General features: G+C 74.7%; 12 protein-coding genes. 9 read left to right on the top strand and 3 right to left on the bottom strand.

The window, feature by feature from the left end:
- Positions 1-30 precede the first annotated feature (30 nt).
- On the top strand, positions 31-240 hold the full coding sequence (locus A2CP1_RS06380; protein WP_011420204.1) for a helix-turn-helix domain-containing protein: 210 nt from the start codon (positions 31-33) through the stop codon (positions 238-240).
- A gap of 73 nt (positions 241-313) precedes the next feature.
- Here the strand turns inward: A2CP1_RS06380 and A2CP1_RS06375 are convergent, their stop codons facing one another.
- A complete protein-coding gene (locus A2CP1_RS06375; RefSeq protein WP_012632594.1) occupies positions 314-835 on the bottom strand; it encodes a peroxiredoxin in 522 nt (173 codons plus the stop codon).
- A 75-nt stretch (positions 836-910) separates the two neighbouring features.
- Between A2CP1_RS06375 and A2CP1_RS06370 the strand changes: the two genes are divergently transcribed.
- The 4 genes from A2CP1_RS06370 to A2CP1_RS06355 all read left to right on the top strand — a co-directional run bounded on the left by A2CP1_RS06370 (position 911) and on the right by A2CP1_RS06355 (position 5,191).
- A complete protein-coding gene (locus tag A2CP1_RS06370; RefSeq protein WP_012632593.1) occupies positions 911-1,819 on the top strand; it encodes a DUF1028 domain-containing protein in 909 nt (302 codons plus the stop codon).
- 162 nt (positions 1,820-1,981) lie between these two features.
- Positions 1,982-2,830 carry a metallophosphoesterase gene (locus A2CP1_RS06365; RefSeq protein ID WP_012525262.1) on the top strand — a complete coding sequence of 283 codons (849 nt, stop codon included), beginning with the start codon at positions 1,982-1,984 and terminating at the stop codon, positions 2,828-2,830.
- 62 nt (positions 2,831-2,892) lie between these two features.
- Positions 2,893-4,605, top strand: coding sequence for an aldehyde dehydrogenase family protein (locus A2CP1_RS06360; RefSeq protein ID WP_245529998.1), 1,713 nt, complete (start codon positions 2,893-2,895; stop codon positions 4,603-4,605).
- 100 nt (positions 4,606-4,705) lie between these two features.
- The gene (locus A2CP1_RS06355; protein WP_012525260.1) at positions 4,706-5,191 is read left to right on the top strand and encodes an FHA domain-containing protein; all 486 of its coding nucleotides are present in this window, start codon (positions 4,706-4,708) and stop codon (positions 5,189-5,191) included.
- A 4-nt stretch (positions 5,192-5,195) separates the two neighbouring features.
- Here the strand turns inward: A2CP1_RS06355 and A2CP1_RS06350 are convergent, their stop codons facing one another.
- Positions 5,196-7,259: a M13 family metallopeptidase gene (locus A2CP1_RS06350; RefSeq protein WP_012632590.1), complete on the bottom strand. Its 2,064-nt coding sequence runs from the start codon at positions 7,257-7,259 to the stop codon at positions 5,196-5,198.
- A gap of 95 nt (positions 7,260-7,354) precedes the next feature.
- Complete coding sequence (locus A2CP1_RS06345) at positions 7,355-7,834, bottom strand: acyl-CoA thioesterase (RefSeq protein WP_012632589.1); 480 nt, start codon at positions 7,832-7,834, stop codon at positions 7,355-7,357.
- Between the two features lie 86 nt (positions 7,835-7,920).
- Here A2CP1_RS06345 and thyX point away from each other — a divergent pair, with 86 nt between their 5' ends.
- The 4 genes from thyX (at position 7,921) to A2CP1_RS06325 (ending at position 14,416) form a co-directional block, all read left to right on the top strand.
- Positions 7,921-8,742, top strand: a complete 822-nt coding sequence (gene thyX / locus A2CP1_RS06340; protein WP_012525257.1) for an FAD-dependent thymidylate synthase — start codon at positions 7,921-7,923, stop codon at positions 8,740-8,742.
- Between the two features lie 96 nt (positions 8,743-8,838).
- Positions 8,839-11,343 (top strand): signal peptide peptidase SppA, encoded by a 2,505-nt coding sequence (gene sppA / locus A2CP1_RS06335; protein ID WP_012632588.1) that lies wholly within the window; start codon positions 8,839-8,841, stop codon positions 11,341-11,343.
- A gap of 529 nt (positions 11,344-11,872) precedes the next feature.
- The gene (gene rho, locus A2CP1_RS06330) at positions 11,873-13,054 is read left to right on the top strand and encodes a transcription termination factor Rho (RefSeq protein ID WP_012525255.1); all 1,182 of its coding nucleotides are present in this window, start codon (positions 11,873-11,875) and stop codon (positions 13,052-13,054) included.
- 234 nt (positions 13,055-13,288) lie between these two features.
- Positions 13,289-14,416, top strand: coding sequence for an HD domain-containing phosphohydrolase (locus A2CP1_RS06325; RefSeq protein WP_012632587.1), 1,128 nt, complete (start codon positions 13,289-13,291; stop codon positions 14,414-14,416).
- The last annotated feature ends 7 nt before the right edge of the window (positions 14,417-14,423 follow it).

Below are 14,423 nucleotides of genomic sequence, written 5' to 3'. Positions count from 1 at the left end.
GGTGGGACCCCTTTGCTAACAGTTCGCGCCATGGATCTCCTGACGCGCTTTGCCGGCAACGTGCGGCGCCTCCGCTCGAAGAAGAACCTTTCGCAGAAGGCGCTGGCCGACAAGGTCGGGATCTCCGTGTCGTACGTCTCGATGCTGGAGCGCGGGCAGCGCTCGCCGCCGCTCGAGACCATCGAGAAGATGGCGAAGGCCCTCGGCGTCCCGCCGGCCGCGCTGCTCGGCGGGCGCTAGACCCGGCCCCGCCCGACACCCCGATCCCCGGCCCATCCCTCCCCGCCTCGTCGCGGGCGCCGCCGCTCGACCCTCAACGTCCCAGCGTCGGCGCGCCCGGCCTCCACTCGGCCGGCGCCTTCTCGCCCGTCTCCAGCGCCTCGAGCACGCGGACGATCTCCGAGATCGAGCGGCCCACCCTGAGGTTGTGGAACGCCGCGTACTGCACCACCCCCTCCGGATCGACGACGAACGTGGCCCGCGCCGCCACGCCCTCCCGCTCCAGCAGCGCGCCGTACGCGCGCGACACCACCCGGTCCGGATCGGCCGCGAGCGGGAACGCCACCTCGCCCAGCTTCTCCTCGATCCACCGACGGTGCGTGTCGAGGTCGTCCACCGAGATGCCGATCGCCTCGGCGCCGAGCGCGCGCAGCTCCGGCATGCGCTTCGAGAGCTCCAGCACCTCCGTCGGGCAGACGGCGGTGAAGTCGCGCGGGTAGAACAGCAGCACCGCCCAGCGACCGGCGAGCGCCGACAGCGAGACCTCCACCGGCGCGCCCCGTCCGCGCACCGCCGGCAGCTTGAAGTCCGGCGCCCTGTCGAGGATCCTCGCCACGTTCCCTCCCGCCCGGCGTCCCGAGGAGCGCTACCTTCGGCCCCGCCGGGCGGCGCGTCAACCCTGGAGGTCACGGTGATCGCCCCCCTGCTCGCGCTCGCGCTCGGCACCTTCAGCATCGTCGCCGCCGATCCGGCCACCGGCCAGATCGGCGTGGCGGTGCAGTCCAAGTTCCCGGCGGTGGGCGCGCTCGTCCCCGCCGCGCGCGCCGGCGTCGGCGGCGTCGCGACGCAGGCGCTCGCCAACGAGGCGTGGCGCGCGGAGGCGCTGCGGCTGCTGGCCGCGGGCGTGCCCGCGGAGGAGGTGGTGAAGCGGCTCGTGGCGGCGGACCCGCAGGCCGCCGACCGGCAGATCGGGCTGGTGGACGCGAAGGGCGACGCGGCCGCGTACACCGGCGCGCGGTGCTTCGACCACGCCAGCCACGTCACCGGCCCGGGCTTCTCGGTGCAGGGGAACATCCTCGCCGGCCGCGCGGTCCCGGAGGCGATGGCCCGCGCCTACCAGGCGGCGCGCGACGCCGGCAAGCCGCTCGCCGAGCGCCTCCTCGCGGCGCTCGCGGCCGGGCAGGCGGCGGGCGGCGACCGGCGCGGCATGGAGAGCGCCGCGTTGCTGGTGGTGAAGCCGGGCGGCGGGTACGGCGGCTCCGGCGACGTCTGGGTGGACCTGCGCGTGGACGACCATCCGCAGCCCATCGCCGAGCTCACCCGGCTCTACCGCGACGTGCACCAGTTCTACTTCGGCGAGACGGTCCGGGCGGTCCCGCTCGACGCGAAGGTGGCGCGCGAGGTGCGCGGCGCGCTGCTGCGGCTCGGCTTCCTGAAGGCGCCGGCCGCGCCGGGCGGCGGCGCGTGGGACGCGGCCAGCCAGCAGGCGCTGGAGGACTTCCAGGGCTGGGAGAACCTGGAGGGCCGCACCCGCAAGGACGGCACCATCGACGAGGTGGTGCTCGCGCACCTGCGCAAGGTGGCCGCCCGAAAGCGCTGATCCGGCGGGGCGTTGAAGATCCGCCGGGCCCGGCGCGTCGCTCCGAGGCGGGACCCTCGACGTGGCCGACGTGCCCGGGCGTGGAATCGCTTCCGGCGGCGGGAGGTTCCAACCTTCACGCGGCGCGGCATGGAGCCGCCGAAGGCGGGAGGAGCGGCTTCGATGGATCGGTTCGGACGGCGACAGTTCCTGAAGGGTGCGGCGTTGCTGGGCGCGGCCGGGGCGGCCGGCCTGGTGCCCGCCGCCTCGAGCGCCGCCGAGCCCCGCCTCCCGGACACCGATCCGGTGACGTTCGAGGTGCCCGGCCTCGATCCGGCCCACGACGGCCTGCGGATCGCGCAGCTCTCCGACCTGCACGTCGGCCCGCGCACGCCGTCCGCCACGGTCCGCGCCGCCATCGAGGACGCGAACGCGTTCGCGCCCGACCTGGTGGTCCTGACCGGCGACTACCTCTCGCACAGCCGCCGCGAGCTCGCCGCGATGCGCGACCTGCTCGGCGGCCTGGTCGCCCCCACCATCGCGGTGCTCGGCAACCACGACGTCTGGGTGGATCCGGACGGCGCGGCCGGCGCGCTGAAGGGGCACGGCTACGAGGTGCTCGAGAACGGGTGGACCTCGATCCGGCTGCGCGGCGCGCCGCTGCACGTGGTCGGCGTGGGGGACCACCTCACCCGCCGCGACGACGTGCAACGCGCCGTGAAGGGGCTGCCGGCCGGCGCTGCGCCGCTGGTGCTGGCGCACGGGCCGCGCACCGCGGACAAGCTCCGCCACCTGGAGCGCCCCATGGTCTGCCTCTCCGGCCACACGCACGGGGGCCAGATCAACATCCCCATCCTCACGCCGCTGTTCCTCGCCAGCGTCGCGCGCGAGCCGTACGTGCGCGGGCGCTACCAGCTCGGCGCCGTTCAGCTGTACGTGAACCGCGGGATCGGCATGTCGGGCATCCGGGTGCGCGTGAACGCGAGCCCGGAGGTCACGCTCGCCACCCTGCGCCGCGCCGAGCCGGCGTAGCCGCGCCGCGGGGCCCCACGGAGCACGGGCGCGCGGGGCCGGATCTCGCGTAGGCTGCCGGCATGGGAGCCTCGATGCCCGCCGCGCCTGCCCCGACCGAACCCCGAGCGCTCGACGAGGCCGTCGCCCGCCTGCGCGAGGCCGCGCCGGGCTGGGCCGCCGCCCCGCTCGCCGCGCGTGCGGCGCTCGCGCGCGCCATGCTGGAGGGCGTGGGGCGCACCGCGCGCCGCGCCGTGGAGGCGGCCTGCGCGGCGAAGGGGCTGCCGTCCGACGCGCCGCAGGCCGGCGAGGAGTGGCTCTCCGGTCCCTACGTGACGGCCCGCATCCTGCGCCAGCTGGAGCGGTCGCTGACGCTGCTCGCGCGGAACGGCAACACGCCGGTGGGCAAGCTCTCGGAGACGGTCGATGGCCGCCTCTCGGTGCAGGTGTTCCCGCTCACGCGCCAGGACAGGCTGCTCCTCGCCGGCGTCCGCGCCGAGGCCCACCTGGTGGAGGGCATGACCGAGGAGCGCCTGCACGAGACGCGCGCCCGGTTCCACAAGGCGCCCGACCACCAGGGCAAGGTGTGCCTGGTGCTGGGCGCCGGGAACATCAACTCCATCCCGGCGGTGGACGTGGCCGGGAAGCTGTTCAACGAGGGGAAGGTCTGCGTCCTGAAGATGAACCCGGTGAACGCCTACCTCGGGCCCATCCTCGAGGACGCGTTCTCCCCGGCCATCGCGCGCGGCCTGCTCGCGATCGTGTACGGCGGCGCCGAGGTGGGCAGCTACCTCGCGCACCACCGCGGCGTCGACGAGGTGCACATCACCGGCTCCGACCGGACGCACGACGCCATCGTGTGGGGGCCGCCCGGGCCCGAGCGCGACGCGCGGCGGTCCAGCGGGACCCCGCTGCTCGCGAAGGAGATCACGAGCGAGCTCGGCAACGTCTCGCCGGTGCTGGTGGTGCCGGGCCCGTGGGACGCGGGCACCCTGCGCTTCCAGGCGGAGAGCGTCGCCGGCATGGTGACGTACAACGCGTCGTTCAACTGCAACGCCGCCAAGATGCTGGTGCTCCCGCGCGGCTGGCGGCGGCGCGATGCGTTCCTCGCCGCGGTCGAGCACTTCATGGCGCTCTCGCCGGCGCGCCGGGCCTGGTACCCGGGCGCCGCCGACCGCTACCGCGCGCTCACGGAGGGCCGCGCGGCGGTGCGGAGGGTGGGCCAGGGCGAGGGGGCGCTGCCGTGGACGCTCGTGACCGGGCTCGACGCGGACTCCGAGGACCCGGCCTTCGTCACCGAGCCGTTCTGCTCGATCCTGTCCGAGACGGCGGTCGGCTCCGAGGATCCGGTGGACTTCCTGGAGCAGGCCGTGGCGTTCGCGAACGACCGGCTCTGGGGGACGCTGGCGGCGCACATCGTCGTCCACCCTCGCACCCTGGCCGACCCGTCGCTCGAGGCCGCGCTCCAGCGCGCCATCCGGCGGCTCCGCTACGGCACCGTCGCGGTGAACACCTGGGCCGGCTACGGCTACGGCCTCGGCACCGCGCCCTGGGGCGCGTTCCCGGGCTCGACGCTCGAGGACGTGCAGAGCGGGCGCGGCTTCGTGCACAACACCGTCATGCTGGAGGGCGTGGAGAAGGTCGTCGTCTGGCACCCGGCGCGGACGTTCCCGAAGCCGCCCTACTTCCCCAGCCACGCGACCACCGACGCGCTCGGCCGCAGCCTGGTCCGCCTCGAGACCCGCGGCCGCTGGCGCGACCTCCCCGCCGTCGTGCTGGCGGGGATCCGCGGCTGAGCACCGCACGGGGTCGGGGAGACCCGCATCGACACCCGGTGCGAGTTCTGGTTTGCTCCGGGTGACGGTCGCCGTCTCCGGCCGTCTCCGGGGGGAAGCGTTGAGAGGCTACCTGCTCACGTGGCTCGCGCGGCAGTACCGCGACAGCGACCTGCGGGCGTTCGTGCGCGAGCACCCGCAGGACTGGCTGGTCTGGGAGGCGGGCCCGTGGCGGCCGCCCTCGCGCCGGCGCGAGACGCTGCGCACCGAGGAGGTGCGCTTCGCCGCGACGGCGAAGGAGCCGATCGCCATCGTGCTGGAGCCGGCCGCCGACGGCGCGCCGCTGCGGGTGGGCCGGGCCGCCGGCAACGACATCGTGATCGACGACCCGACGCTGTCGCGCGTGCACCTCGAGCTGGTGCGCGACGGCGAGGCCCGCTGGCGGGTGGGCGACGTGGGCTCGTCGAACGGCACGCGCCTCGCGGGCGTGCGGATCGGGCGCGAGCCGGTGCCGCTGCCGGTGGGCGTGGTGCTCGAGGCGGGCGCCGCGCGGCTCAGCCTCTACGACGCCGCTGCCCTGTTCCTGCGCCTGCGCGGCGCCGCCTGATCGCTCACCAGATCTCGCAGCGCTCCGCCGCCGGCCGGGCCATGGGCGTCCCCTCCGCGCAGGCGAACGCGCGCGCGAACTCCGGCAGGTTGGAGAGCGGGCCGTTGACGCGGAACCGGGGCGGCGAGTGCGGGTCCACCACCGCGCGCCGGCGCGCCTCCTGCTCCCGGTACTTCGAGCACCAGGACTGGGCGTAGCCCACGAAGAACTGCTGCTCCGGGGTGAAGCCGAGCAGGGCGCGATCGCCGGCCGGCTGCGCGCGCCGGGCGGCCTGCATGGCCGCGAACGCGAGCTTCAGGCCGCCGAGGTCGGCGATGTTCTCGCCCAGCGTGAGCTTGCCGTCGAGCCGCACGCCCGGCAGCGCCTCGTAGGCGCCGTACTGCTTCTCCAGGCACGCGGCGCGCCGGTCGAACTCGGCCCCCACCGCCGGCGTCCACCAGTCGCGCAGGTTCCCGAGCGCGTCGTACTGGCGCCCCTCGTCGTCGAACCCGTGCGTCAGCTCGTGCCCCAACACCATCCCGATGGCGCCGTAGTTCACCGTCTCGGGCGCCTCGCGGTTGAAGAACGGCGGCTGCAGGATGCCGGCCGGGAACACCATCTCGTTCATCGACGCGTTGTAGTAGGCGTTCACGGCGGGCGGGCTCATGAGCCACTCGCCGCGATCGACCGGCTTGCCGATCTTGGCGAGCTGCCGGTTCGTCTCGAACCGGCCCGCCGCCAGCACGTTCGCGAAGAACGAGCCGCGGTCGACGCGCATCGTGGAGTAGTCGCGCCAGGCGTCCGGGTAGCCGACCTTGTTCACCACGCGCGCGAGCTTCTCTCGCGCGCGCTCGCGCGTGGGCGCGTCCATCCACGAGAGCGAGCCCAGGTCGGCCTCCATCGCCTTCTCGATCTCGGCCACCAGGCGCGTGGTGCGGTCCTTCCCCTCCGCGCCGAAGTGGCGCCGGACGTACGCCTGCCCGAGCGCGAACCCGAGCGCCTCGTCGGTGACGCCCACGCAGTGCTTCCAGCGCGGCTGCAGCTCCTTCGCGCCGGAGAAGCTCGCGCTCTGGAACGCGAAGCGCTCCTGGACCAGCGCCGCCGGGACCGCGCGGAAGGCGGCCATGTCGTCGAGCAGGCGCCAGCGCAGGTACGCCTTCCACGCGTCGAGCGGGGCCGACGCGAACTGCTTGCCGACCTCGGCCACGAACGCCGGCGTGGTCACGCTCACCGCGTCGAGCCCGGGCTGGCCCAGCTCGGCGAAGAAGCGGGCCCAGGGGAAGTCCGGCGCGAGCCGCTCCAGCCCGGCGCGGTCCACGCGGTTGTAGATCCGCGATGGGTCGCGCAGCTCGGCGCGGGTCCAGTGCGTGCGCGCCAGCGCGGTCTCGAGCTGCTCGACCGCGGCAGCGCCCGCCTCGGCCTGCGCCGGCGGCAGCCCGGCCAGGCCGAGCATCTTCCGCAGGTGGGCGGCCCACGCCCTGCGGATCTCCGGGTTCTTGCCGGCGTCGGACAGGTAGTACTCGCGATCCGGAAGCGAGAGCCCGCCCTGGTTCACGATCAGGATCACCTGCGTCGCGTCCTTCGCGTCCTGGTCGGCGAGCAGCCCGAACGGCGCGGTCATCCCGGCGCCGTGCAGGCGCGCCAGCTCGGCGGCGAGCGCCGGCCGATCCGCGATCGCGTCGATCCGCGCCCACCCGGCCTTCAGGTCGGCGAGGCCGCGCGCCTCGATGCCCCGCTCGTCCATGCAGGAGCCGAAGTAGTCGCCCACCTTCCCCGAGAACGCGTCGGCCGGGTCGGCGCGCCCGGCCGCGGCGGCCTCCAGGATGCGGCGGAGCTGGGCGGTGTTGCGCTCGTCCAGCTCGGCGAACCCGCGGCTCCAGGCCGAGCGGTCGGCGGGGATCTCGGTCCGCGCGATCCAGCCGCCGCAGGCGAACCGGTAGAAGTCCTGGCAGGCGTCGGCGGAGCGGTCGAGCGCCGCCTCGTCGAGCGGCGGCAGCGGGGCGGCCGCCGCGGGCGCGGGCGGCGCCGGCGGGGCGGTGCGGCACGCGGCGACGGCGATGAGGGCGGCGAAGGAGAGGATGCGGCGCACGTCGGCCTCCGGGGCGGGCGGGGCGGCGGACGCCGCCCGGCCGCGGCAATATGGCCCCGCGCGCGCGGCCCCTCAAGCGAAACGCGGCCCCGTGTTCACGGTGCGCGCGGCGTCCGGGACGCCAGCCGCGCGGCGCGGCGCTCTCCCGCCTCGCGCTCGCGCCGGCGCTCGTCGTCGGTGTCGGTCCGCAGGGGCGGGGCCCGGGTGGGCTGCCCGTCCGGCCCCAGCGCCACGAAGGTCAGATACGCGTCGCAGCACTTCTTCCGCTCGCCGGTGAGCGGGTCCTCGGTCTGCACCTCCACGCCGACCTCCATGGAGGACCCGAACACCGCGTTCACCTGCCCGTGCAGGATGGCCATCTGGCCGATGCGGATGGGGGCGAGGAAGGAGAGCTGATCGATGGAGGCCGTCACGACCGGGACGCGCGCGTGGCGCATCGCGGCCATGGCCGCGGTCAGGTCGGTCCACTGCATGACCGTGCCGCCGAACGCGGTCCCGAGCGTGTTCGCGTCGAACGGCATCACCAGGTGCGTGACCTCGACGCGCGAGTCGGCGGCGGGCTTGGGAGCGGGCATGCGCCACCCTTAGCACGGGCCGCGGCGCCCCTCCCGCGCTGTCGTGGGTTCGTCGTAAGATGCGCGCCCTTCCCCGGAGCCGATCCATGCCGCTCGAGGTCACCCTCATCGACTACGCCCGCGATCCGCTGCAGAAGCTCTACGGCGCGTACCGCACCTGCTACACGCCGAAGACGCCGGGCGAGGTCTGGGGCGAGATCCGCGACGGCTCCATCTCCGCGGACCGGATCCGCGACTTCATCGGCGAGCGCCTCAAGACCGGCCACGCCTCGCCGCTCGAGCAGGTGGTGTTCTGGTTCGGCATCTCCGGCGTCTCGCGTGCGCTCTCGCACCAGTTCGTCCGGCACCGGATCGGCATCAGCTTCGAGCAGCAGTCGCAGCGCTACGTGAAGTACAAGGAGGAGCGGCTCGACTACGTCATGCCGAAGACCTGGCAGAAGGTCGCCGGGATGGCGGACGAGTACGACCGGCTCATGCGCGAGATCACCCGCGTGTACGAGGACGCGCTCGCGAAGGGCATCCCGGCCGAGGACGCGCGCTTCGTCCTCCCGAACGCCACGCCCACCAACTTCCAGGTGATGGTGAACTTCACCGAGCTGCTGCACATCGCCGACCTGCGGCTGTGCTGGCGGGCCCAGTGGGAGATCCGCCACATGGTCGCGCTCATGCGGCGCGAGGTGATGAAGGCGGTCCCCGAGATCGGCGGCTACCTGCAGCCGAAGTGCGGCGACAAGCGCATGGGGTACTGCGACGAGCCGGTGAAGGAGTGGGAGGCGTGCCCGCTCGGGAAGGTGCGCCCGCACAAGGAGCAGCTCCTGCAGGTGTTCCGCGAGTACCGCGCCGGGAACCTGGTTCCGCTGGCGGAGGAGCACATCCGCGCCGTCGAGGACGCCGGCAACGAGGAGTGACATCGCGCCGCGTCCGCTTGGGGCCCGGCGCGCGGATGACCGCGGCGCCGCCCCCCGCGCGCGAGCGGCTCCGGTAGAATCCGCGCCGGAGCCACCATGAAACCCTTCGTGAACCTCGCGGCGCTGGCGCTCGCGCTCGCCGCCCCCGCCGCCGCGCACGCCCAGCTCTCCGCCGTCACCGACCGCGTGCAGGGCCTGCCCGCGGGCCTGGGGGTGCCCTCGCTCGGCGCGGCCGTCGCGGAGGAGCCCGCCGACCTGTCCGCGAACCCGGCCGCGATCGGCTTCCTCGGCGGCCTGGGGCTCCAGTACTTCCACGAGTCCGGGCTGCGGCCCGGCGCGCGGGGCGACGGCCTGTACGCGGGCGACCGCCTCGGCCCGCTCGGCGTGGGGTACTCGGTGGAGTGGCTCCGGCCCGGCCTCGACGCGGGCGGCGAGCGCTGGCGGCGCAGCCGGCTGGGGCTCACGCTCGGCGACGGCCGCGCGCTCTCGCTGGGCGTCGCCTGGACCTGGATCGCCTCGCGGAACGACGCGATCGAGCAGGCCGGCGGCTGGGACCTCGGGCTGACGCTGCGGCCCACGCGGTGGCTCTCGATCGGCGCCGCCATGCTGGGCCGCGACGCCCGGCTGGGCGGCGCGGACGTGCCGGTCCGCTACGACCTCGGGCTCGCGACCCGGCTCTGGCACGACCGGCTCACGCTCTCCGCCGACCTGCTCGCCGACGACGAGGCGCGCGACGCGTTCCGCTCCGATCACCTCGCGTTCGGCGCCTCGGCCGAGCTGTGGCGCGGGGTGGCGCTCGGCCTCCAGGTGCAGCTCCCGGTGCGCGACCTCCCCGGCGACGCCGGCGATCCGCTCGGGCTCGTGTCGCTCACCTGGAACGCGCCGCACTCCGGCGTCACGTTCGCCGGGGCCGGCGTGGGCGGGCGCGGCGGGTGGCTGGGGGGCGTGCGCCTCTCGGAGGAGCGCTACCGCTCCGGCGGCCCCGCGGTCGTCATGCCCACCGTGGACGTGGATCGCGAGCTCCAGCGCCGGCGCGTGCTCGTGTTCGACGTGGGCGACCGGGATCCCTACGCCACGCTGGTCACGCGGCTGGAGGCGGCGCGCGACGATCCGGAGGTCGGGGCGCTGCTGGTGCGCATCGGCGGCCTGTCGCTGGGCGGCGGGCGGGTCGAGGAGCTGCGCGCGCTGCTCGCCGCGGTGCGGGCCCGCAAGCCGGTGCTCGCGTACCTGGAGGGCGGCGGGACCCGCGAGTACTGGCTCGCCACCGGCGCCACCGCCATCGCGGCGCCGCCCGGCGCGCCGCTCATCGTGAACGGCATCTCCACCTCCCAGCTCTTCCTGCGCGGCGGGCTGGCGCGGCTCGGGATCGCGTTCGACGTGGTGAAGGCCGGCGCGTACAAGAGCGCCGCCGAGCCGCTGGTGCGCGACGCGCCCTCGCCCGAGGCGCGCGAGGCCACCGAGGCGGTCCTGGACGACGTGTTCGGGCGCTTCGTGGCCCAGGTCGCCGAGGCGCGGCGGCTGCCCCCCGAGCGCGTGCGCGCGCTGGTGGACCAGGGGCTCTTCACCGCCGAGGAGGCGAAGGACGCGGGGCTCGTGGACGCGGTGGCCTGGCCCGACGAGCTCGAGCGCTGGGGGCGCGCCGTCGCCGGGCGCCGGCTGTTCGAGCGCGGCGCGTACCGGCCCGAGCCGGAGCGGCTCGCGCAGCGATGGGGCCGGCCCGCGGTGATCCAGGTGGTGCGCGTGGAGGGGATCATCGCCCGCGGGAGGAGCCGTGCCGACCCGCTCGGCGCGGACGGGGTGGCGGGCGCCGAGACCATCGCCGCCGAGATCCACCGCGCCGCCGACGACGCCGCGGTCCGGGCCATCGTGCTGCGGATCGAGTCCGGCGGGGGCGATGGGCTGGCCTCCGACCTGATCTGGCGCGAGGCGGTCCGCGCGCGGCGCAAGGGCAAGCCGGTGATCGCCTCGATGGGCGACCTGGCGGCGAGCGGCGGGTACCTGGTGGCGGTCGGCGCCGACGCGATCCTCGCCGAGCGCTCCACGCTCACCGGCTCGATCGGCGTGTTCGCGGCGAAGCCCGACCTCTCCGGCCTGCTCGCGAAGCTGTCGATCCACCCCGAGGCCTACCAGCGCGGCGAGAACGCCCGCCTGGTCTCGGTGCTGAAGCCCTGGACCCCCGCCGAGCGCGCCGTCCTCGAGAAGCAGGTCGGGGCCTTCTACCGCCAGTTCGTGGCCCGCGTGGCCGAGGGGCGGCGGCTCACCACGGCGGAGGTCGAGGCAGTCGCCGGCGGTCGGGTCTGGACCGGCCAGCAGGCGCTGGAGCGGCGGCTCGTGGATCGCATCGGCACGCTCGCCGACGCCATCCGGCTGGCGCGCGAGCGGATCGGCCTCGCGCCGGACGACGTGGTGGAGGTGCGGCGGGAGGACGGCGGCGGCGCGCTCGCCCGCGTGGCCGGCCACGCCCTCACGGCGGCGCCCGAGCCGCCGCTCGCCGGGCTCGCTCGCGCGTTCCCGGAGCTGTCCGCGCTGGCGCTGCTGACCGAGATCGGGCCGGTGCTCGCGATCCCGGAGGAGTGGGTGGCTCCCGAGGCGGGCCCGTGATCGCGGGACCCTACCGGGCGCGGTCAGGGCTTTCGCTCCAGGATCTTTTTTGCTATGGATTCTCTTGTCTCCCCTCTGCGAGCGACCTACGTTTCGAGGCGGCGGGGTGACCGACCCCTGGTCGACCGGCTCCTGGCACCACGAAGACGAGCCGCCGCCGCGCGATGACCGCGCGGCGCGCCAGCGACGGGACCTGGGGCAGGCGGTTCGCGGAACGACGACTCCTTCCGAGCCCGCGAACGGCGCCGTTCCAGACGCGACGTAGAGACCGCTGGGGGGCGAGCAACGCCCCGCGGTCGGAGCAGACGACAGCATGAACGAGCATGAGCAGACCCCGACCCCGGGTGAAGGCGGGGCCCCGCAGTCCACCAGCAGCCCGAGCCAGCCCGCCGCCTCGGCGGACGCCCCCGACGGCGGACCCTCGGGTCCGGGCGGCGCGCCCGGTCAGGCCGGACGGCGCCGGCGCCGTCGGCGGGGACGCCGCGGCCGCGGCGGTCAGCCGCAGCCGCAGGGCGGCGGCCCCACGCCGATGGGCGCCGGCGGGCAGCCCGGTGCGCCGGCCCCCGCGAACGGGACCGCGCCGCAGGGCCAGCCCGCCCCGGCCGCGCAGGCCGAGGCGACCGAGGAGGTCGAGGGCGTGCTGCAGTTCGAGGGCAAGGGCAACGGCTGGCTCCGCGACGCGAAGCGAAGCTACCTGCCCCAGCCGTTCGACGTCGAGGTCCCGCGCTGGCTCATCGACCGCACCCACCTGCAGCCGGGCATGCTGGTGAAGGGCCTCGCCACGGTCCGCAACATGAAGCGGGTGCTCTCGCGGATCGACACGCTGGAGGGCACCGATCCGATGGCGGTGGTGCGGCGCACGCACTTCCAGAACCTGACCGCCACCGACCCCACCGAGCGCCTGGTGATGGAGACCCGCTCCGACGAGCTGATCGGGCGGGTCCTCGATCTCATCTCGCCCATCGGCCTGGGCGCCCGCGGGCTCATCACGTCGCCGCCGAAGGCCGGCAAGACCATCATGCTGCAGCGGATCGCGCAGGCCATCATCGCGAACCGCCCGGACGTGCACCTCACGGTGCTCCTCGTGGACGAGCGTCCCGAGGAGGTCACCGACATGAAGCGCAACATCAAGGGCGAGGTGATCGGCTCCTCCAACGACCGCCCGACGGAGGAGCACATCCACGTCGCCGAGATGGTGCTGGAGCGCTCGAAGCGCCTGGTCGAGGGCGGCAGGGACGTGGTGGTCCTGCTCGACTCGATCACCCGCCTGTCGCGCGCCTACAACAAGGAGGTCGAGTCCTCCGGCCGCACCCTCACCGGCGGCGTGGACTCGCGCGCGCTGGAGCGCCCGAAGCGGCTGTTCGGCTCGGCGCGCAAGGCCGAGGAGGGCGGCTCGCTCACCATCATCGCGACCGCGCTCATCGACACCGGCTCGCGCATGGACGAGGTGATCTTCGAGGAGTTCAAGGGCACCGGCAACATGGAGGTGGTGCTCTCGCGGCAGCTCGCCGAGCGGCGCATCTTCCCGGCCATCGACATCGGCGCGTCCGGCACCCGCAAGGAGGAGAAGCTCTTCTCGTCGAAGGACATCGAGAAGGTGCGGCGCCTCCGCGGCGCGCTCGCCTCGCTGAAGCCGGTCGAGGCCATGGAGCGGCTGCTGAAGAAGCTCTCGGAGTTCGACTCGAACGACGAGTTCCTGCAGAGCTTCTGAACGGGGCTCGCCCCGCCCCGCGGAGCGGAGCTCCGCGGGGGCCCCACCCTGCTGCGCGAGGTCCCCGCGGGCGCGGCTTCGCCGCGTTCGGGGGCTGCGTCCTCGCGCCCGCCTGCTCCCTCACCCTCCGTGCACGCACACGCCGGGCCGTGCGGCGCTGGATCGCGGCCGGTAGAATCGGCCCCCATGGATCCGCACCTTGCCCCGCCCGCCCCGCCCTGCTCTACTCGCGCGATGAACGCGGACCGGGTCTTCATCGTCGACGACGACGAGCTGATCCTGAAGGCGCTCGCGCGCGTGCTGGAGCTTTCGGGGTACGAGACCCGCTGCTTCCTCCGGCCGGCCGACGCGCTCGCCGCCATCGAGGCCGAGGCCCCGGTGGTGGTGATCTCCGACTACATGATGCCGAGCATGGACGGCGTCGCCTTCCTCAAGGCGGCGCGCGCCCGCTTCCCCGCCGCCGTCCGCATCCTCTGCACCGCCGCCGAGGACTTTCGCGTGGCGCTGCAGGCCGTGAACGCGGGCGAGGTCTTCCGGATCATCTCGAAGCCGTGGCACCAGCAGGAGCTGCTCACCACGGTGAGCCAGGCCGCCGAGGCGGCGCGGCTGCGCATCGAGAACGAGCGCCTCACCGCCGAGGTGCACCGGCAGAACGGGCAGCTGAAGGAGATCAACACCCGGCTCGAGCAGATGGTACAGCAGCGCACCCAGGCGCTGCTGGAGGGGCTCATCGCCGCGCTCGACTACCGGGACGCCGAGACCCAGTGGCACTCGCGGCGCGTCTCGCTCTACGCGCGGCGCCTGGCGCACCAGCTCGGCATGGAGGAGCCGGCGCTCACCGTGATCGAGCACGGCGCCCTGCTGCACGACATCGGCAAGATCGGCGTGCGCGACCGCGTGCTGCTGAAGCCGGGGCCGCTCACCGGCGAGGAGTGGACCGAGATGAAGCGCCACCCGGAGCTCGGGTGGGCGCTCCTGCAGCGGGTGGACTACCTGCGGCCCGCCTCGGCGATCGTCCTGCAGCACCAGGAGAAGTGGGACGGCAGCGGGTATCCCTCCGGGCTGGGCGGAGAGGAGATCGTCATCGGCGCGCGCATCTTCCACGTGGTGGACACGCTCGACGCCATCACCAGCGATCGGCCCTACCGCCGCTCGCGCCCGTTCGCGGAGGCGCGCGAGGAGATCGTCCGCTGCCGCGGGACGCAGTTCGATCCGCGCGTGGTGGACGCGTTCGTGGCGGTGCCGCCGGAGGACTGGGAGCGCATCCGGCTCGACGTCGAGACGGTGGCGGTGCTCTCCGCCGACCTGGCCGAGAGCCCGCCGCACCTCGAGGACCTGGATCTCGCCGGCGCGCGCGCCTGAGCGGCGC

This window comes from Anaeromyxobacter dehalogenans 2CP-1 (assembly GCF_000022145.1).
In the GTDB taxonomy this organism is placed as follows: domain Bacteria; phylum Myxococcota; class Myxococcia; order Myxococcales; family Anaeromyxobacteraceae; genus Anaeromyxobacter; species Anaeromyxobacter dehalogenans.
Note: the sequence above shows the minus strand (reverse complement) of the source record. Positions and strands in the feature narration are given on the sequence as shown.

Excerpts from the sequence above, each read along its gene's own strand:
- A2CP1_RS06380 (WP_011420204.1), top strand. The coding sequence starts at position 31 with ATGGATCTCCTGACGCGCTTTGCCGGCAACGTGCGGCGCCTCCGCTCG.
- A2CP1_RS06365 (WP_012525262.1), top strand. The coding sequence starts at position 1,982 with ATGGATCGGTTCGGACGGCGACAGTTCCTGAAGGGTGCGGCGTTGCTG.
- A2CP1_RS06360 (WP_245529998.1), top strand. The coding sequence starts at position 2,893 with ATGGGAGCCTCGATGCCCGCCGCGCCTGCCCCGACCGAACCCCGAGCG.
- A2CP1_RS06345 (WP_012632589.1), bottom strand. The coding sequence starts at position 7,834 with ATGCCCGCTCCCAAGCCCGCCGCCGACTCGCGCGTCGAGGTCACGCAC.
- thyX (WP_012525257.1), top strand. The coding sequence starts at position 7,921 with ATGCCGCTCGAGGTCACCCTCATCGACTACGCCCGCGATCCGCTGCAG.
- sppA (WP_012632588.1), top strand. The coding sequence starts at position 8,839 with ATGAAACCCTTCGTGAACCTCGCGGCGCTGGCGCTCGCGCTCGCCGCC.
- rho (WP_012525255.1), top strand. The coding sequence starts at position 11,873 with ATGGGCGCCGGCGGGCAGCCCGGTGCGCCGGCCCCCGCGAACGGGACC.
- A2CP1_RS06325 (WP_012632587.1), top strand. The coding sequence starts at position 13,289 with ATGAACGCGGACCGGGTCTTCATCGTCGACGACGACGAGCTGATCCTG.